General features: G+C 71.2%; 16 protein-coding genes and 1 pseudogene. 11 read left to right on the forward strand and 6 right to left on the reverse strand.

From position 1 onward, the window contains the following. Nucleotides 1–352: 352 nt before the first annotated feature. Together ACRRSS_RS17745 and ACRRSS_RS17750 are read right to left on the reverse strand one after the other, a co-directional pair. Nucleotides 353–1,543: a hypothetical protein gene (locus tag ACRRSS_RS17745; protein ID WP_435972104.1), complete on the reverse strand. Its 1,191-nt coding sequence runs from the start codon at nucleotides 1,541–1,543 to the stop codon at nucleotides 353–355. 1,146 nt (nucleotides 1,544–2,689) lie between these two features. After that, complete coding sequence (locus ACRRSS_RS17750) at nucleotides 2,690–3,982, reverse strand: MFS transporter (RefSeq protein ID WP_435972105.1); 1,293 nt, start codon at nucleotides 3,980–3,982, stop codon at nucleotides 2,690–2,692. Nucleotides 3,983–4,078: 96 nt separating this feature from the next. On the opposite strand from ACRRSS_RS17750, the gene ACRRSS_RS17755 reads away from it, so the two are divergent. From ACRRSS_RS17755 to ACRRSS_RS17770, 4 genes are all read left to right on the forward strand, one after another. Next, nucleotides 4,079–4,531 (forward strand): winged helix-turn-helix transcriptional regulator, encoded by a 453-nt coding sequence (locus tag ACRRSS_RS17755; protein ID WP_435972106.1) that lies wholly within the window; start codon nucleotides 4,079–4,081, stop codon nucleotides 4,529–4,531. Nucleotides 4,532–5,173: 642 nt separating this feature from the next. Continuing rightward, on the forward strand, nucleotides 5,174–5,482 hold the full coding sequence (locus ACRRSS_RS17760) for a hypothetical protein (protein WP_435972107.1): 309 nt from the start codon (nucleotides 5,174–5,176) through the stop codon (nucleotides 5,480–5,482). Between the two features lie 480 nt (nucleotides 5,483–5,962). Next, nucleotides 5,963–6,325 carry a PRC-barrel domain-containing protein gene (locus ACRRSS_RS17765; protein ID WP_435972108.1) on the forward strand — a complete coding sequence of 121 codons (363 nt, stop codon included), beginning with the start codon at nucleotides 5,963–5,965 and terminating at the stop codon, nucleotides 6,323–6,325. A 122-nt stretch (nucleotides 6,326–6,447) separates the two neighbouring features. Next, nucleotides 6,448–7,638, forward strand: coding sequence for an epoxide hydrolase family protein (locus tag ACRRSS_RS17770; RefSeq protein WP_435972109.1), 1,191 nt, complete (start codon nucleotides 6,448–6,450; stop codon nucleotides 7,636–7,638). Nucleotides 7,639–7,689: 51 nt separating this feature from the next. Here the strand turns inward: ACRRSS_RS17770 and ACRRSS_RS17775 are convergent. After that, nucleotides 7,690–7,974, reverse strand: a pseudogene (locus ACRRSS_RS17775) (capsule biosynthesis protein CapD); the annotation flags it as partial. Nucleotides 7,975–8,201: 227 nt separating this feature from the next. On the opposite strand from ACRRSS_RS17775, the gene ACRRSS_RS17780 reads away from it, so the two are divergent. The 4 genes from ACRRSS_RS17780 (at nucleotide 8,202) to ACRRSS_RS17795 (ending at nucleotide 11,289) form a co-directional block, all read left to right on the forward strand. Continuing rightward, nucleotides 8,202–8,546: an iron chaperone gene (locus ACRRSS_RS17780; protein ID WP_435972110.1), complete on the forward strand. Its 345-nt coding sequence runs from the start codon at nucleotides 8,202–8,204 to the stop codon at nucleotides 8,544–8,546. 270 nt (nucleotides 8,547–8,816) lie between these two features. Continuing rightward, nucleotides 8,817–9,206, forward strand: a complete 390-nt coding sequence (locus ACRRSS_RS17785; RefSeq protein ID WP_435972111.1) for a hypothetical protein — start codon at nucleotides 8,817–8,819, stop codon at nucleotides 9,204–9,206. A gap of 242 nt (nucleotides 9,207–9,448) precedes the next feature. After that, nucleotides 9,449–10,648, forward strand: coding sequence for an outer membrane protein assembly factor BamB family protein (locus tag ACRRSS_RS17790; protein WP_435975363.1), 1,200 nt, complete (start codon nucleotides 9,449–9,451; stop codon nucleotides 10,646–10,648). A gap of 92 nt (nucleotides 10,649–10,740) precedes the next feature. After that, nucleotides 10,741–11,289 carry a hypothetical protein gene (locus ACRRSS_RS17795; RefSeq protein ID WP_435972112.1) on the forward strand — a complete coding sequence of 183 codons (549 nt, stop codon included), beginning with the start codon at nucleotides 10,741–10,743 and terminating at the stop codon, nucleotides 11,287–11,289. 620 nt (nucleotides 11,290–11,909) lie between these two features. On the opposite strand, the gene ACRRSS_RS17800 is transcribed toward ACRRSS_RS17795, so the two are convergent. Together ACRRSS_RS17800 and ACRRSS_RS17805 are read right to left on the reverse strand one after the other, a co-directional pair. Beyond that, nucleotides 11,910–13,289, reverse strand: coding sequence for a hypothetical protein (locus ACRRSS_RS17800; protein WP_435972113.1), 1,380 nt, complete (start codon nucleotides 13,287–13,289; stop codon nucleotides 11,910–11,912). A 261-nt stretch (nucleotides 13,290–13,550) separates the two neighbouring features. Continuing rightward, nucleotides 13,551–14,066, reverse strand: a complete 516-nt coding sequence (locus tag ACRRSS_RS17805) for a putative immunity protein (RefSeq protein ID WP_435972114.1) — start codon at nucleotides 14,064–14,066, stop codon at nucleotides 13,551–13,553. A 375-nt stretch (nucleotides 14,067–14,441) separates the two neighbouring features. On the opposite strand from ACRRSS_RS17805, the gene ACRRSS_RS17810 reads away from it, so the two are divergent. Then, nucleotides 14,442–14,891 carry an SRPBCC family protein gene (locus ACRRSS_RS17810; RefSeq protein ID WP_435972115.1) on the forward strand — a complete coding sequence of 150 codons (450 nt, stop codon included), beginning with the start codon at nucleotides 14,442–14,444 and terminating at the stop codon, nucleotides 14,889–14,891. A 319-nt stretch (nucleotides 14,892–15,210) separates the two neighbouring features. Beyond that, nucleotides 15,211–15,711, forward strand: coding sequence for a DUF1772 domain-containing protein (locus ACRRSS_RS17815; RefSeq protein ID WP_435972116.1), 501 nt, complete (start codon nucleotides 15,211–15,213; stop codon nucleotides 15,709–15,711). A 285-nt stretch (nucleotides 15,712–15,996) separates the two neighbouring features. On the opposite strand, the gene ACRRSS_RS17820 is transcribed toward ACRRSS_RS17815, so the two are convergent. Then, nucleotides 15,997–16,695, reverse strand: a complete 699-nt coding sequence (locus ACRRSS_RS17820; protein WP_435972117.1) for a substrate-binding domain-containing protein — start codon at nucleotides 16,693–16,695, stop codon at nucleotides 15,997–15,999. Between the two features lie 75 nt (nucleotides 16,696–16,770). Here ACRRSS_RS17820 and ACRRSS_RS17825 point away from each other — a divergent pair, with 75 nt between their 5' ends. Next, nucleotides 16,771–17,538: an IclR family transcriptional regulator gene (locus tag ACRRSS_RS17825; RefSeq protein WP_435972118.1), complete on the forward strand. Its 768-nt coding sequence runs from the start codon at nucleotides 16,771–16,773 to the stop codon at nucleotides 17,536–17,538. The last annotated feature ends 28 nt before the right edge of the window (nucleotides 17,539–17,566 follow it).

Genomic DNA, 17,566 nt, shown 5'->3' on the forward strand with positions numbered 1-17,566 from the left:
GGCTCGGCGCGTATTCCGGCCGCACGACGGCACTCCGGAACGGTGGCTCGACGCCGCTCCGCAGCGTCCCGGCGAGTCCCGCTGCCGCATGAACCGGGCCCCCTGCCGCAGGCCGCCCGGCGGCCGACCTGTGGTGGTGAGCCTGGAGGGCGGAACGGCGATACCCCTGGAGGCCCCGTGCCGACCTCAGGCAGCTCTGCCGCGCGGGACTTGACCGCAAGGCACTTCGGGCACAGCACGATCAGGTTGGCCGGAGGGTCCTCGCCACCGCAGGCCAGATCGTCCACGTGGTCGACCTCGCCCATGGGGGCCTCGCTGTCGGTGACTGCTGAGACCCCGGGTTCTGGCCGTCTCACTGGCCGTGAGGACGCTGCTGGACCTCCGTATCCGGCGCTTGGGGGTTCGGGCCCCGAAGGCGGCCGAGTGTCTTCGCGAGGCTCTTCCACGGCGAGGAGTCCTCCTTTGCCGTCGCCGGTGATGCCGTCCGGGGGACGCCAGCGCCGCTGTTCGCCTCGGCGAGCGCGTCGAGCGCCGACTCGGCGGCCTCCCGGTACAGGTCGCAGGATGCTGTCATGGCTTCGAGTGCCTTGGCGTACCTGGTGACCATGGCCTGTGCGTGGACCAGTTCCTCCGCGGGGGTGAGCAGGTGCCAGCCTTGGCGCAGCCGCGTCAGGACCTGTTCGGCGTCGGCCGGAAGTGGCTGGGGGAGTGCGGCGAACTCCTTGATCTTGTCCAGGAGTTTGGTGGGTTCCGTGCCGTCCAGGAAGACGTCGCGAATCGTGAAGTGCTCCGCGTCGTAGCCAGGCACCTGCGGTGTCGGGGGCAGGATGACGGCGCCGCCGCGCGGTATTCCCACACCCAGCTCACGCTTCAGTACGAAGTCGGCGATCAGCGCCTGTTCCGGCGTGGCCCGGTGTTCGACCACCCGGTGCCGCAGGCTCGGGGGCAGGAACGCCGTGATCGGCCGGCGCCCCAGGGCGTCCGGCGTCATCGCCTCGTGCACCACGACATGGATGAACCAGCTCTGCCGGGTACAGGCCCGCAGCAGGCGGCGCAACTCGTCGTCGTCCTTCGGCAGGTGGTTCGTCGTCCGCAGACGCACGTCCGGAACCGTCTCGTCCCATGGGATCTGGTCGCTGTCGGGCCAGAACACGGTGGCTGGTGAGGGCCAGCTCGATTCCCACGCCCGCTCGGCCTCGGCGGCGAGGACCCAGGTGACACCTTCGTTCTTCGGTCGGCGGGACTCGGGCTCGTACGTGGTCAGTTGCGCACGCACCGTGACGTCGTCGGCCACACGCCAGCGCGCCTCGAAGAGGCGGCGGGCGGACGGGCCGGGGTCGGCGGACTCGTCCCGCGGGTACAGGTCGGTGGAGCGCGCCGCCTCGACGGGGTCGAGGTCGAGGAAGTCGTCGATCACCCGGGCCGCCTTGAGAGCGAGCAGGTTGCGCCGGACGTCCCGCTCGGGCTCGGGCCCGAGGTGACGCCCACGCCCGAGCCAGGCGGTATCGGGGGCGGTGGTCGATGAGGTGCTGTTCTTGGCCATGGAACCGTTCAGTAGGCGATCGGGGCCCGACCAGTATGGTCTGAAGGCCGGGCTAGGGAAGCGGTACCCCATCAGTGCCGTCGTGGATCGCGTGCCGGGTTCACGGCCAAGCCGATCCACAGGCAGCCCGGGACCCGGTCGTGCCGACGGTGGCGCTCCGGCGCTTCCCGGAAGGCGGACGGACAACTGATGAGCCCGTGGTGGGCGTGGCGCCTCGTACCCCGGTCGATGCCTGTGACGCGGACGTCGTCGCAGGTGGCGGGCTATGTCCGGGATGTCCGGGATGTCCGGGGAGCACGACCCGGAGGCAGGTAGCTCTTTGGCGCCGCTCTGTAGCGGCGATGCCGGCTTGCCACCGCTGGCACGGAGACAGAATCCCGACACCGTGGGCGTACGGCGCGGGGATGCGAACCGCGGGGTCCCGTGGGAGTCCGCGGAGCGCCGGACGTGGCGGAGTCGAAGTCCGGTCCGGTGCGGAACGGGCATGGTCACGGCGCCGGAGCCGCTCGGCGACATCGGGCCGCCCTCCGACGAGCGCCCGCACCGGCTTGGACGCCGGCCCGAGCAGCATCTCCAGTCCTCGCAGGTGACCGCCTGGAGAGCGCGTCCCAAGGTGCTGGACGCGCTCTCCAACAGTCAGCGCACTGATGTGTGCCAGGTCGACGAAGGATTCAGACATACGCCGCTTGTTTCTTCCCGGTACGACAGGGACCGGTCGGGACCCGACTCAGAACTCCCTGCTGCGAGGGGCGCGGCCCCGTACACCAGCTCTCGGCACCCGCAGGCCTCCTGCCCGCCTGGGGCGTCCTCTGCTCCGCTTCCCACACCGCCGCCATGGCCGGCTCGCCGATCCCCCCGGCCCTCGTTCACGCCTTGTTCTGGAAGGGCCTGACCCGACCTGCGGCCTCATCGACGCCCTGTACGTGGGCGCGGACGGCTGCCCGCTGCTGCTCGTCGGCACGACCGAGTCCGGGACGCCGACACGCGTTCTCGGAGCCGCCGTTCCGGCCGTAGCCGTAGCCGTAGCGGCGGCCTTGGTGGGAAGGGGAGGGGCCGAGGGGGGAGAGAACACGGAGGCGTGACCCAGGTTCTTGATTACCGACGTGAGTGAGGCCGGGCTCTGAGGCGACCCCTCGCTCGCGTCAATCAGCGTTCAACGTTCAGCGAGACCGCTCGGGCTTCGCTCTGAGAGGTCACGTGGGCGGCGGGCGCCGGGGTGCCGTGCCGGGTGAACGCCCACAGTGCGAGTCCGAGGCAGCTGAACGCCGCGCCCAGCGCGCATACGGCGCCCCAGCCGGCCACCGTGTAGAGGGAAGTCGCGGCGATGGCGCCGGTGGCGCTGCCGATCGAGTAGAAGACCATGTATCCGCCGATCAGCCGACTGCCCGCGTCCGGGTGCAGGGTGTAGATGAGGGTCTGGTTGGTGACATGGACCGCCTGCACGGCGAGATCAAGAAGGATCACCCCGACGACCAGGGCCCAGAGCGAGCTGCGGGTGAAGGCCAAGGGCAGCCATGAGGCGGCGAGCAGTGTCAGGGCAATGCCGGTGGTCCGCCGAGAGTGTCCGCGGTCGTTCAGGCGGCCCGCCGCGGTCGCGGCCAGCGCGCCGACGACGCCGATCAGCCCCAGCGCCCCGATCGCGCTGTGAGACAGAAAGTACGGAGCCTCGCTGAGCGGCAACGCGATGCTGCTCCACAGGGTGCTGAAGGCGGCGAAGATCAGCAGACCGAACAGGGCCCTGAGGCGTAGCAGTCGTTCCCGAGCGAACAGGGTGATCGTGGAACGCAGGAGCTGTCCGTAGCGCAAGGTTGCCGACGCGGCGTCGCTGTGGCGTGGCAGCACTCGGTACAGGACCAGGGCGAGCAGAGCGGTGAGCGACGCCGAGGCGAGGTAGACGGAGCGCCAGCCCGCGAGATCGGCCATGAGGCCCGATGCGGTGCGGGCGAGAAGGATTCCGATGACCACGCCGCTCGTGACCAGACCGACGACCCGTCCGCGCCCGGTGGGAGGGGCCAGCGACGCGGCGAAGGCCACCAGGGTCTGCGTGACGACCGCGAGAAGCCCCGTAGCAGCCATGCCCGCGAGCAGGACCGCTGCCGTGCGGGCGACGGACACCGCGACCAGCGCCGCAACGAGGAGCAGCAACTGGGCAACGATGAGCCGTCTGCGGTTGGCCACGTCGCCCAGTGGCACGAGGAAGAAGAGCCCCAGCCCGTATCCGACATGCGTGAGGGTGACCACGCTGCCGACAAGCGCTGGGCTCATGGCGAGGTCGTGCCCCATGGTCACCAGCAGCGGCTGGGAGAAGTAGACGTTGGCCACCGCAGCCCCACAGGCGACGGCGAACAGGATGAAGACGCCTCGGGGCGGGGCGGGCGGGGAACCCTCCCCGCTTCGGGTCCCGATTCGTCGTGTCGCAGTCCTACCGTCGCCCGACATCAGCACTCCTCAGCTCATCTGGTCTCATCTTGCAACCAGTGATGACGGTAACTTTATTGGTAGCATGTTGCAACCGTCGTGAGAGAGAGGGACGCCATGGTGACCAGGACGCGCTTCGACGACAGTGAATGCCCCGTCGCCCGGTCGGTGGACGCGATCGGCGACTGGTGGTCCCTGCTGATCGTGCGGGACGCCTTCGACGGAAGTCGGCGCTTCGGGGAGTTCCAACGCAGCCTCGGCGTGGCAAAGAACATCCTCACGGCGCGTCTGCGCACCCTGGTCGCCGGAGGTGTCCTCGAATCCGTCCCCGCCTCGGACGGCAGCGCCTACCGCGAGTACGTACTGACTCCGAAGGGCAACGCGCTCTTCCCCGTCATCGTGGCACTGAGACAGTGGGGCGAACAGAACTTCTTCGCCCCCGGCGAACCGCACTCAGAGTTGGTCGACCGCCGACAGGGACATCGCCTCCGCGAACTGGAAGTGCTGTCTGCGGACGGGCGACGGCTGGGCCCCGACGACACGAGCGTCCACAAGGTCCCTCCCAAGTGATCTGAGCAGGCGGCCTGGTGCTGACAGGCCGCTCTGCCACGATTTCGAGGCCGGGTGGGATGAATGCCGTGAAGAGTTGCGATGCGTGCTGTGGGGACGTCCGTGGTTACCGGCCATGCGCCTCGCAATCGTGGACGACGCGCGCCTCACCCGGATCCGGGAGAGCCTCCTCGGCGCTCGCCACCTGCCGGAACTCCGGATGGCCCACGACTGCTGACGTGCGCACGGGCCGTGGGGGAGCACCGATCCGAAGTACGGTCCCGGCTTGGCGCGCCTGCTTGCCGAACTGCACCTGTGCCGAAGCAGGTTGCTTCGGGAGATCGGCGAGGGCGGAGGGCACGACCTGAGGCCGTGTACAGCACCGTGCCGCGCTTCGAACGGGCTTGGCCTTCAAGGGCCCCGCAGCCGTCGCGGCGCGGCACGTGCCCTGCCCGCGACCCTCGGCACGTGCGTGCCTCAGGCAGCCCTGTACGCCTGCGGTCTTCGGCCGCGCCAAACCACCCAGTGCGGATCATCGAGCAGCGCCTCCGAGTCCTCAAGACCGGCCCGGAGTCCGGCAGCGGCGAGCAGGGCGTTCAGGGGCGTAGGGCGCAGCAGCGCAGGACGTCGAGGTCTGCGGTGCGGATGGCGGACCATCCGTTCGTGAGCAGTTCGGCGTCCTCGGGGGTGATTCCGAACTGGGTGATGCCCGGTCCGGACGGCGGCGCGATCGCCACCGTCGCCTACGCCGACGGATCCACGAAACTGCTCCTGTGGTCCACCGCGACCCGAACCGTCACCGGCGAGGCTGAGGTCGCCGAAGGACTGGGCTCCATGCCGGTCGCCCTCACCCCCGACTGGAAGAGGCTGGCCACAGGCGGCGACGACACCTCGGTGCGGCTTTGGCCCTTCTCGCCCCGTGACCCGCCTGGTTTCGTCCACACACCCGCGCCCACGCAGTCCCACAGTTGACCGGATGTGTCCGTCCACCGAGAGGTCGCTTCTCAGGGCGTGGTCGTCCGGTGAGTCGTGCACGGCGGATCTCATCGAGCCTCGTGCCGGACGCGTCGTGGGTCTTGTTCAGATGGGTGGTGCCGCTGACGGTGGTGATACGCCCGCGGGGTGGTGGCCGGTGTCGGGAAGGTGACCATGGAGCCCTGACCGCGATCAACTTCGCGGCGGCGTCGGGCCGCACGGGGCGGCGACTGCCGCCGGTGTTCGGGCGGGCCACACCGCAGGTTCGCCCAGCGGAGCCGAGACCCGGCCGCCCCGGCAGGCCGCCCGGAGCCACCGTGAGCAGGGCCCCAGGTGTACGGATTGCGGAACGGGGCACGCGAAGGCACGTAGGGGAGTGGTCGACGTACAGGGCCCGGGCCGGCATGAAGAAGGTCGGAAGTCCGAGCCCCGTTCAGGGAGACCGCCGCCGATTCCGGATCAGGAGTTGTTTCGTACGTGACTGAGAACGCGTGGAATTACCGGCCGTCCTTCAACTATGCCGTCGGTACGGACCTCACCGGCTACAAGGTGGAGGCGATCGACGGCAGCATCGGCAAGGTCGACAAGCACTCCGAGGAGGTGGACGACGCCTACCTCGTGGTCGACACGGGTGTGTGGATCTTCGGCAAGGAGGTCCTCCTGCCCGCGAACACGATCTCGCGTATCGACGCGGAGGACGAGCGGATCCACCTGGACCTCACGAAGAAGCAGATCGAGCACGCCCCCGAGTTCCACCGCGAGGAGGACCTCGACGTGATCGCCTACCGCGATCGGGTGGCCTCGCACTACGGACACACGGGTGGCGCCGGCCCGCTGTAGGGCACCGGCCGCGGCCACGCGACGGCAGGTCGCCCCCGGCCCGCGCAGGTCAACGGCGCCGACCCTGGTCGTGGCCTCGGGGCGGGGCAGGGCGTCCGACCGGCGACTGGCATGGTGGAGGCATGGAAGATCTTGGGGGAAAGCCCACCTCGTTCCGGCTCGACGTGCCGCAGGAGGAACTCGACGACCTCGCGGCGCGGCTGCGGCGGGCGCGGTGGCCCGACGAACTGGACGACGCGGGCCGGGACTACGGGTTCCCACTGGCGGAGACGCAGGAACTCGTACGGTACTGGCGTGAGGAATACGACTGGCGCGCCGCCGAGGCGCGGCTGAACGAATGGCCGCAGTACACCACCGTCATCGACGGGGCCCGGGTCCACTTCGCACATCTGCGATCCCCCGAACCGGACGCCACCCCGCTGATGATGACCCACGGCTGGCCCGGCTCCTTCGTCGAGTTCCAGCGGGTCGTCGGCCCCCTGACGGACCCGCGGGCGCACGGCGGCGACCCTGCCGACGCATTCCACCTCGTGCTGCCCAGCATCCCCGGCTTCACCCTGTCCGGGCCCACCACCGAGCGGGGCTGGGAGTACAGACGCGTCGCCCGCGCCTTCGCCACGCTGATGGAGAGGCTCGGATACGGGACGTACGGGGTCCAGGGCGGGGACTGGGGAGCGGTCATCTCCCGCGAACTGGGTCGCATCCACCCCGAGCGGGTGCTCGGGGTGCACCTGAACCTGTTGCCCGGGGCAGGCGCCACGTCCGAGCCGCAGCAGGCCGAACTGGCCGCGCTGGATCCGGGGGAGCGTGAACGCGCACTCGCCTCCTGGGAGCGCCACCGCGTCTGGACGCGCGAGCGCCAGGGCTACGCCGACATCCAGGCGACCCGGCCGCAGACCCTCGCCTACGCGCTGAACGACTCCCCGGTCGGGCTGCTCGCCTGGATCGGGGAGAAGTTCACGGAGTGGAGCGACCCCCGCTGTCCCGTCGACCGGGACACGCTGCTCACGAACGTGATGCTGTACTGGCTCACCGGCACGGCCGGCTCCGCCGCCCGCATCTACTACGAGCGGGCGCACGCCGACTACTTCGGGTTGCCGCCCGAGGCATCGGCCACCCCGACAGCGCTCGCGGACTTCCCCCGGGACAACTTCATCCCCTTGCGGCACATCGCCGCCCGCACCGACTCCCTCGTGCGCTGGACCTCCTACGACCGCGGCGGACACTTCCCCGCTCTGGAGGTGCCGGACCTCCTGGTCGGCGACATCCGCGCCTTCTTTCGGGAACTCGGCACGTCCGGTGGGGCCGCCTGAAAGGTGGGCCGGGGGCTCGGCGCGCCCCTTCTCCGCCTCTGCGCAGGGGATTCAACGGAACACGTGAGCGTTCTCCGAAGCCCACTGTTCGAACGTGCGGGCCGGGGTACGGGTGACCCGCGCGACCGTGTCGCGCACCGTGAGCAGCTCGTCGTTCACGTCTCCGCCGGTGACGTCGAGCACCGCGTCCGCGGCCTCGGCCCCGAAGACCGTGGCCATCCAGGCGTGGGCGTCCTGGCGGCTGATGTCGGCGAAGGGAACCTCCCGGCCCAGCGCTGCCGCGATGGCCTCGACCTGTCGCCGGGCGGTCACCGTTTCGGGACCGGTCAGACCAGGTTCTCGGCGGCGGGGCCGAGGCGCGGGTGGGTCTGCACGGTGAGACCGGCCGACCCGCGCCGCCGCCCGCCGTCCGCGCCGCCGCCCGCCGTCCGCGCCGCGCCCGCCGTCCGCGCAACATCAGCCCACCCGCGCCGCGCCCGCCGGCCGGCACCGCCCCCCGCCGTCCGCGCCGCACCGCGCCGTCCGCGCCGCGCAGACCCCCGCCGCCCGCTAGCGTGGCTTTCATGAGCGATTCCTCCGAGGTCGATGCCTATCTCGACGGGTTCGAGCCGCAGACGCGCACAGTCCTGGAGCAGGTCCGGGAAGCCGTGCGGGCCGGGATGCCCGATGGCGCCGAGACCGTGCGCTACGGCATGCCGGCCGTGATGCTCGCCGGGCGGTACGGCCTCCACTTCGCGGGCTGGAAGCACCACGTCGGCCTGTATCCCGTCCCGGCGTTCGACGGCGGGCTCGAAGAGGAAGTGCGCCCGTACCGATCGGGCAAGGACGGGGTGCGGTTCCCGTACGACCGGGAGATCCCTCTCTCGCTCATCACACGGATCGCCGCCGCGATCGCCGCCCGGCAGTGAGCCGTGTCGCCGGGCAAGGCCATGCCCGGCGTCGCAAGCCGTGATCCGCGGCGCCCGCGCGATCCCCGACGACCATGGCACATCGGACCGGGCAGCGCCGCGCGCACGGATCGTGAACCCGGAAGGCGCCCCGCCTCCGCGGCGTCTGCCCGCCCTCGGTGGGGAGGAGCAGGCAGCCGGGGGTGCGCCCCGCCCCGGCCTGCCGGGCGAGCGGGCGAGAGCCGTCCTCCCCCCCCCCGAGTGTCAGTGGCCTCCGGCAGGATGACCGGCATGAACACCGAGATGCTCACAGAGGTCTGGCAGCGGCTTCTCGCCGACCCCGGCAAGTCGTGGGTGCTGTTCGAGCACGGCACCTGTGTCGTGCTGACCGCTCCCGAGGGGACGCTCGCCGAGCAGGCCGCCGAGATACTTCGGGAGTTCGGACCGGCGCATGCCGGTTCGTCCGCGGGGGACTTCGGGGTGATCGACCTCAAGGACGCCGAGGGGTGGGTCGTCACCGGGCACCACGACGACGTCCTCACCTACGTCGGCCCTGACGAGCCCCAGGACCGGTCGGAGATCGCGGTCGGGATGCTCGGACGTGCGAAGCGCCATCAGGACGGCACCGAACTCCATGTCGTACACGTCGAGGACAGGAGGGACCCGACGATCGCGAGGTGACACCAGGACCACGGGCACCTGCCCGGGGCCCTGTGGTCGTCGCGCGGTCACGGTCCATGGGGCGTACGCGTCGCGTCGTACGCGCTAGCGTGAAGGCCGAGCATGGGGGTGCGGTGCGGCGTCGTTGGTGGCGAGGGCTGGTCGTCGTGGTGATGGGCTTGCTGGTCGCGGGTTGCTTCGCCCCGCAGCCGCCGATGTTCGGTGACGGTTCGTCGGTTCCCGAGGAGGCTTCTCGTGTGCCGATGCCGGTACGTCCGGGGCCCGACGGCACCTGGGTGGTGAACAGCAGCGAAGCGGGCATCCTCGGCCAGGGCCGCACGCTCGTCCAGCGGGAGGGGCCGGAGCGCCCGGGCTGGCGACTGGACCTGCCCGCCGAGTTCGCGCTGACCTCACAGCGACCCGGCGCGGCACACTCCGCACTGGTCGACGGCGACCGCGTGGTGCTCGTGGGCGGGCGCGACGGCCGGCGGGGGCCGAGCGCGATCGCCGGGCTCGACCAGCAGAAGGGCCGACTGGCCTGGCGGTACGCCCTGCCGGAAGGCAGCCGGGTCTTCCTGTACGAGAGCGGGTTCGCGAAGGTCGTGGTGGCGCGGTGCCGCCCCGGGTCGTGCCGCCTGACCGGCCTGGACTCCTGGTCGGGCCGACGTGCGTGGGAGCGCACGGTGCCGGGGAACGTGCGGGTCCTGGACGGCTGCAGGGCCGACGGGTTCACGGTCGGACGGCGCTCCGCCTCGGACCGTTGCCGGCCCTACCTGGTCTTCCCCGACCGCATCGCCACCCTCGACCCGGACGACGGCCGGCCGCACGAGAAGGAGGGACTGCGGCCGCCCGCCGGCCGCGTCGACCGGATCTCCGACGAGAGCGGGCGGACGATCATGGCCACCGCCCCGGCCAAGGGCAGTTGCCGTGTCACGGTCCTCGCCGACGGGCGCGGGGACATCGCCGACGGCGACCGCGGCTGGCGTCACACCTTCACCTGGGACCAGCCGCAGGCCCCGCGCGACGCGAGCACCGGATGCCGCTGGGACCGCACGCTCCCACTGACCGTCGGCTTCACGCTGGTGCTGCCGGACGCCAGGGGTGCCCTGGTCGCCCACCCGTACTTCGGCACCCTGAACCCCACACGGCGGCTCGAACCGGGGGAGTACGTGTTCACGAACGGCACCATGGACGAGATCATCCGCGCCGCGGGCCGCCAGGACCGCCTCCTGGACCAATCCGATCGGCCGGTGCGTCCGGACGGACTTACCCCCGCCGCGCGGGCCCTCATACGCCATGTCTGGCAGGACGGCCGCCGCCTCCTCCTGCTGGACCACGAGAACCACACCCTCTGGGAGGGTGAGTCGTCCTGCCAGGCCTTCCTGCAGAGCGACCACGGCGGGGTCCTCACCTACTGCGACGGCACCGACCTGGTGACCCTGCGACCCGTGGAAAAGGACTGAAGCCGCGTATCACCCACCGTCGGCCCCCTTTCCGCCACGAGCACCGATCCTTCTGTAGGGTCGACGGATTCATCGATCCAGGGGGAAGATCCATGTTCAAGTCCTCGACGCGGGGCGCGGTGATCGTCGCCGTCGCGCTGGCCGCGCTCAGCGTCTCCTGCGGCACAACCGGCACGTCCGGCACCAGCGCGTCGGCCGGTACGACGGCCCCGGCGGCCACGACGGCCCCGGCCGACCAGGAGGTCGGCGACGCTCCGACGACGGCAGAGGCGGGCGGGAGCGGGCCGGCCGAGGGCACGCAGGGCGCCACCCCGAGCCCCGGCGCGACCTCGGTCGAGCTCGTACGGGACGCCTTCGCCGGCCTCCAGGCAACCCTGAACGACTCGTGCGACGCGCCGGGCAACTGCCCCTACTTCCTCGGGCGGGTCTACGACGAGCTCCAGAGGATGGACCGGGCCATGAAGGGCGACAAGAAGGGCCCCGGGCACTTCCCCGAGCCGATCGCACTGATCGGGAAGCTCAACGGGGAACTCGCCGGCGACCGTTCCTTCGAGAACCTGAAGAAGCATCAGAGCCTGCTGATCGGCACGCGTGACCAGATCAACACCTGGATGCAGGGGCACCCGGACGACTACCGCTGACGAACACTTCGGGTCAGCACGACCACCGCGTCGCCAAGTGCCTGTGCCGGGTTCGCCCAAGGGCTTGGAGACGACGACGGTCCACGTACGGAGGCCGCGCCGGAATCGAAGCCGAGCGGTCTCCGACCGAGCAGGGGGGAGAGGCACGATGTCCCAGGAGGAGCGTGACGCGAGGCTGGGCCTCACGGGCCTGACCGGTGCCGAGCGAGAGGCGCGCTTACGCCTGCTGAGGAAGAGCCTCGAAAGGGAGGCCGCCGCGGCGAGAGCAGCGCTGCAGGCCAAGCGCGCGGGAGCCCCCGCCCGCTTGGACACCGCGCCGGCCTCGGATCCACCGGAAGACGGCTGACGCACGTCCCACCCCGGGATCAGGGAGGCTCGGTGTGACCGCCCGCGGACTTCACCCGGGCGGTCACCGCGACACCGGCTCCGGCTCCGAACCCCGGCGCCTCGACGGAGACGGCCGGACGCGCGACCAGTCCGGCCTTCGAAGGGCCGGCGACGTGCCCGAGGCACCGGTCTGCCTCCGGAAGGCGGCGACATGACCGAGGCGCGGGTCTGCCTCCGGGAGTGCGGCGCAGATGACGCGTGGCACAGGGGTGCCCAGTCCCGGACTCGGCCCGTCAACCGGAGTTGTATCCCCACCGGGCCGCGCCGTCCTTGCCCATGAAGCACTTCGCCGGACGTCCGTCGGAGGTTGTCACGGTGGCTCCCACGGGGGAGCAGAACTGGCCGAACCCGACGCCGGCTCCGCCACCGGTGCCACCGCCTGTGCCGGTGGTGGCATCCGAGCCGCCGGATGAACCCTCGCGCCCGGAGTCTCGGTCGCCGGACGACGACCCGCCGCTGCCGCTCCCTCCCGTCGTACCGCCGCCCGAAGTGGAGTCGTAGGAACGCTGAGGACGGGGTGTCGGCTTCGGGGTTGCCTGCGAGCCCGGCTTGGGTTTGGGCTCGGGCTTCGGCTCGGGTTTGGGCGTCGGGGCCGGGCTGGGCGTGGTGCAGGAGAGGCCGGGGCCGATGAGCCACAGGTCGACCTGTGTCGTGGTGGGGACCTCGGTGCCCGCGTGCGGCTGCTGCCGGCAGACCTGCCAGTCCGCCAGGTCCTGCGGCCTGTCGTCCAGCCGCTGCCCGGTGTGTGCGTGAAAGCGCACCACGCGGCCCAGGTCGAGCGTCTCGAGTACGCGCGTCGCGGCGTCGAACCGTTCGCCGACGAGGCCGGGCATGACCACCCGCCGGGTGCCGTCCAGTTGCGACGGGCAGACTTCCCGATCCGGCACCGCGTAGAGCGTCAGCGTCGTGCCGGACGGGCGCACGCCCACACCGCCGGAGGGGCTCTGGAAGCAGACGCGCCAGCCGGCTTGAGCGACCGTCACCGTCCGGTACGCGGAGGAGGCGTCGGCCACTGCCACCCGCCACTGACCGCGGCGCGCCTGCGCGGCGGCCGCGGCCAAAGAGGCTCCGCGGAAGTCCGGGACGACCGGCGTGCTGACCGTTGCGTCCTGCGCCACGGCGTCGTCCTGCCGGGGTCCTGCGCCCAAGCCGGCGACGAGCACCGTGGCCGCCATGGCGCACACCGAAACCGGGTGCCGCCGTATCCACGCGGAGGATCGTCTCCCACCGCCGGGACGCAGTGCCGAACCAGGGGGCAGGAGTTCTCCCGCTGCTTCGAGCAGTTCCCCCTTGGGATCGAGCTTCGAACCGTGCAGCTTGCGGGGCTTCCCGTCGACGAGGATCTCGACGGAGTCGAACATGCCGTGCGCGCGGCGGAGGATCCGCAGCGGCCCGGCCACGCGGGTCGCCTTGGGCGCCAGAAGGTTCCGGAAGAGGATGAGGCCTTTCCTGGTGAGTACGGCATAGCCCCAGCCGTCGTGGTAGACGGACCGGACGACCTCGCCGGGTCCGAGTTCCTGCAGCAGGACCTGCTTGTGGCTGGCGGAGAGGGAGATGCTCTCGCCGGAGGCGACCGCGGCGGTACGCGGATCCTCGGTCAACGGATCGGACACACGCTTTCCTGTGCTCGGAGGTACGGAGAGCAGAGCGAGGACGGCGCTGTTCGGCGGTCTCGGCCGTATGGATGCTAGCGGCTGTCGAACCATGCCCGAACACCAGAACGCCCTGGTCTCCGGGGTCCTCGCAATCACGCCGTACACCACGGGGTCCGTATGGGTGGTCAACGAGCAGGTGCCCAGGGCGAGTACCGCTCCGTGCGCGTCCGCGGCGGCGATCCGCCTCGTACGGATGGTGTGCCGTCGCCCGACGCGCCCTCAGCAGTCGAACACCGACCAGCAGATGTCGTTCCGCAACCGTTGGTCGTCCAGTACGAGCTCGCGAATCGCCTCCGGGAGCTGGTCGCGCTGCCACTGGCACTCACGTCGCCCGGCGGCAGCGCTCTCGCCCGTCGGCGCGGCCGCGCGTGCGGCCTTGATCGCGTAGGCGGCGGCACCGAGCTCGTGCGCGGCGACATGGGCGACGACGCCGGCCTGACCGGCGGCATAGGCGGCATGCCGTGCTGCGCCACGCAGGTCCCGGGCCGCGCCCATCGCATGGCCGCCCGCCGCACGGGCCTGCATCATCTTCACCTCACCACGCACCCAGGCGCGGGCATGCTCGATCGCCTGACGCGGCCGTGGGTCCTCGGGCTGAGCCGACTCGAAGAGGTCGAGGACGTGCTCCGCGCAAGCCGCCGCCCAGAGGGCGAGGAGACGGTGATCCGAATCGGTGAGGGTCCCACCCCGGCGTATCGTCACGAAGCGGAGATCCCTGACCTTGGGGAGGATCATGGCTGGCATTTCCCTTCTGCTGGCATCCGCCCCGCACTCGCGAGACGCTCAGGCTCTGCAGGCAGTGTCCCTGCCGATCGGCCTCGCGGGGAGGCGCCGTACCGACCCGGGAGGTGCTGCCCACCCCCCCCGACGCAGCCGACGCCCCCTTGACGGGTGGCGCAGCGGACCCTCGTGCGCACGGCCGCCCGTCGGGCGTCGGCGACGGGCGGCTGGAGGCACCTCTGGTTGGACCGACCGGGGGAGGAAGTGGGCTCCTTCGGGCGTCAGGGCGCTCGTGGCGGGGCAGGCGCGTTTCCAGCGGGCAGCGATGACAGAGTCCCGCAGTCGGTTTCACGTATCGGCCGGCTTCACAGCAGCAGAGGAGCGCAGAGCATGCCCCCGGTGAAGGAGTCCATCGAGGTCGACGTCCCGGTGTCCACCGCCTACAACCAGTGGACGCAGTTCGAGTCGTTCCCGCAGTTCATGGACGGGGTCGAGCGGATCGAGCAGCACACGGACACCCTTACCCACTGGGTGACGAAGATCGGCGGAGTGAAGCGGGAGTTCGACGCGGAGATCACCGAACAGGTTCCGGACACCAAGGTCGCCTGGGTGACGGTGGGGGGCGAGACCGAGCAGTCCGGTGTGGTGACCTTCCAGCCCATCGACTCCTCCCGTACCCAGGTGACGCTGATGATGGACGTCGAGCCCGAGGGGCTTGTGGAGAACGTCGGAGACAGACTCGGGATCGTGGACCGGCAGGTCAAGGGTGACCTGAAGCGGTTCAAGCACTTCATCGAGGAGCGAGGCGCCGAGACCGGCGCCTGGCGAGGCCAGGTCTGAGGGCCCACCCCGACGTACAGCGGCGCATCGGATTCGACGGAGACGGGCGAGGGACTCCGCCCGCCACAGGGAGCACACGTAGACCGGCCCTGGGGTGGTGAGGGTGTCGGTAGTACGGGATGCCCCACCTGCGGCCCGCCGTCGCACCCCATGCCCACCTGCGGCCCGTCGTCGCACCCCACGCGCATGCCCCTTGTCGGTCCGCTCGGGCGGAGTCCAGTCGGGGATGTCCGCGGGGCGACGCGGGCTTGGACGCGGGCGTATGCCGGTGCGACGCACGACCATGGTTCCGCGAGTCGGCCCCCACTTGAATGGGGACATGACACAGAACGCGGGTGGGAAGAGTGCCGGGGCGGTTCTCGGCGGAGCGACGGTGACGGCCGGGGTGCTGGCGGGGGTGTGGTTCGCGTACGTCTGCTCGGTCATGCCCGCGCTCGCGCGCAGTGACGACCGGGTCTTCGTCGAGGTGATGCGGAACATCAACGACGTGATCCAGAACCCGGTCTTCTTCACGCCCTTCTTCGCCGCCCCGGTCCTCGCGGCGGTGGCCGCCTGGCAGCACCGCGCGACCCGGGCCCGGATCTGGACGGTCGCCGGTGCCGTCCTCTGCGTGGCTGTCTTCCTGGTCACCTCGGCGGTGAACGTCCCCCTCAACGACGCCCTCGCGGCGACCAGCGATCCGGCCGCCGCCCGGGCCGCCTTCGAGGGTCCCTGGGTCACGTGGAACCTGGTCCGCGCGGTCCTCGCCGCGGCGGGATTCGCCTGCCTGCTGCGGGCGATGACGGTGCGGAGCCGGGCGCGGGCACAAGCCGGGGACTGAGGTCTGCCCGGTGGTTCGAGGGCCGCGGAGAGTGTCCTCCGTGGCGATCTCCTCCGCCGGTCCGGAGTGCCGGTCAGCGGCGTCGGCAGCGGGTGGCCCAGTGGTCGTCGAGTCCGTGGTGATCGAGAAGCGCTGAGGCGGAAGGTCGCCGGCGGGCGACCCCCGCTCTCCGCTCGCTCGTACGCCGACGAGATGCTCGTCTTCCACGGACCGGAGAGCCCGGATCTCGCTCCCCGCGCGGCGCGCGGGGCTCGCCCCCCTAGGGCGACGGACTCCCGGCTCGGGTCACAGCTCCCCAGCCGCCCGCATGCCCCTGGCGCGGGCGGTCTTCGTCGCCGCGTCGGAGCCGAGGAGGTCGAGGACCGCGCGGGCACGGCCCGGCTGGGAGGAGGCGGCCAGTACGCCTCCGCTGAACGTCGAGCTGATGGCGCTCCCGCCCGGCAGCGGACCGGCGATGACGACGCCCGGCAGGTCCATCAGCTCGCTGTGCTGCTGAAAGGCCAGGTCGGCCTGGCCCGGTGACAGCAGACTGCCTGCCGGTACGCCTGGTGACGCCTGGACGAGCCGGTCCTGGAGGGTGTCCGCGAGGTTCAGCCGGGTGATCAGATCGATCAGGGCGTCACCACTGGGTCCTGTCGAGTAGACGATCCTCCGCGCGGACGACAGCGCGGCCCGCAGATCGGATTCCGAGCGCAGAGCCGGGACCGGTGTTCCCTCCGGCACCGCGGCGACGACCTGTGAGACCCACAGGGGGCGTACCGAGTCGCCGAGTACGTGCCCCTGGCCGGCCAGCTCGGCCAGCGCCCCGTCGGCCAGGACGAGCACGTCGGACTCGGCGCCGTCGCGCACCCGCCTCGCGATCTCGACCCCGCCGGCGGAAGCGAAACGCACGGGAAGGCCGTGGGTGAGCCGGATGTGTTCGGTGAGCTCGGCCAGCACGGGCCGTGTCGCCATCGAGGACAGCCCAGAGATCTCTCGGTCCACGTCTCCTCCTTGGTGTCCGGCAGATGGTACGGCGCGCGGTCGGGGGGCTCAACGCCGGTCTGCGAGACTGATCGCGTGAGCGCAACCCGGAGCACAGCGGCCGGAAAGGTCCTTCTGGTCCTTTCGGCCTTCGACCGCGAGCACCCGTCGCAGACCCTGTCGGAGGTCGCCCAGCGGACGGGACTGGCCCTCAGCACCACGCACCGCGTGGTGGCCGAACTGGCGGCGTGGGGGGCTCTGGAACGCGCGGAGGACGGGTCGTGGCACGTCGGGTTGAGGCTCTGGGAGATCGCCTCGGGCTGTCCCCGGACGCAGATCCTGCGCGATGTGGCACTGCCGTTCATGCAGGACCTCTACGAGGTGACCCACGAGAACGTCCAGCTGGCGGTGCGGGAGGGTACCGAGCTCGTGTTCGTGGAGAGGATCGCCGGGCACCGGTCGGTGCAGCTGCTGACGATGGTCGGAACTCGTTTCCCCATCGGGTCCACGGGCATGGGCCGGGTACTGCTGGCGCACGCGCCGCGGGACATCCAGGAGGAGGTTCTCGACGCGCCGCAGCGGGCGTGGACCCCGCACACCGTCACCGACCCGAAGGCGTTGCGGACGGAACTGGACCGCATTCGGCGTGAGCAGGTCTTCGTGAGTGACCGCCAGCTCTCGGAGAGCACGATGGCGGTGGCCGCGCCGGTGCGCATCGGCCGGGCCGGGCCGGTGAGCGCCGCGCTCGGGATCGTGTTCACCGCGCAGGGCGCGAGCCGGGTGCGCGGCCTGCGCGAGCCGCTCCTGCGGGCGGCGTACGGAATCTCGGACGAGCTCGCCAGGCGTACCCGCACCACGGGGTGACGTCCTGGCCGGCTTCCGTCTGGCGGAA

The organism is Streptomyces sp. Qhu_M48, assembly GCF_051305195.1.
GTDB lineage: Bacteria > Actinomycetota > Actinomycetes > Streptomycetales > Streptomycetaceae > Streptomyces.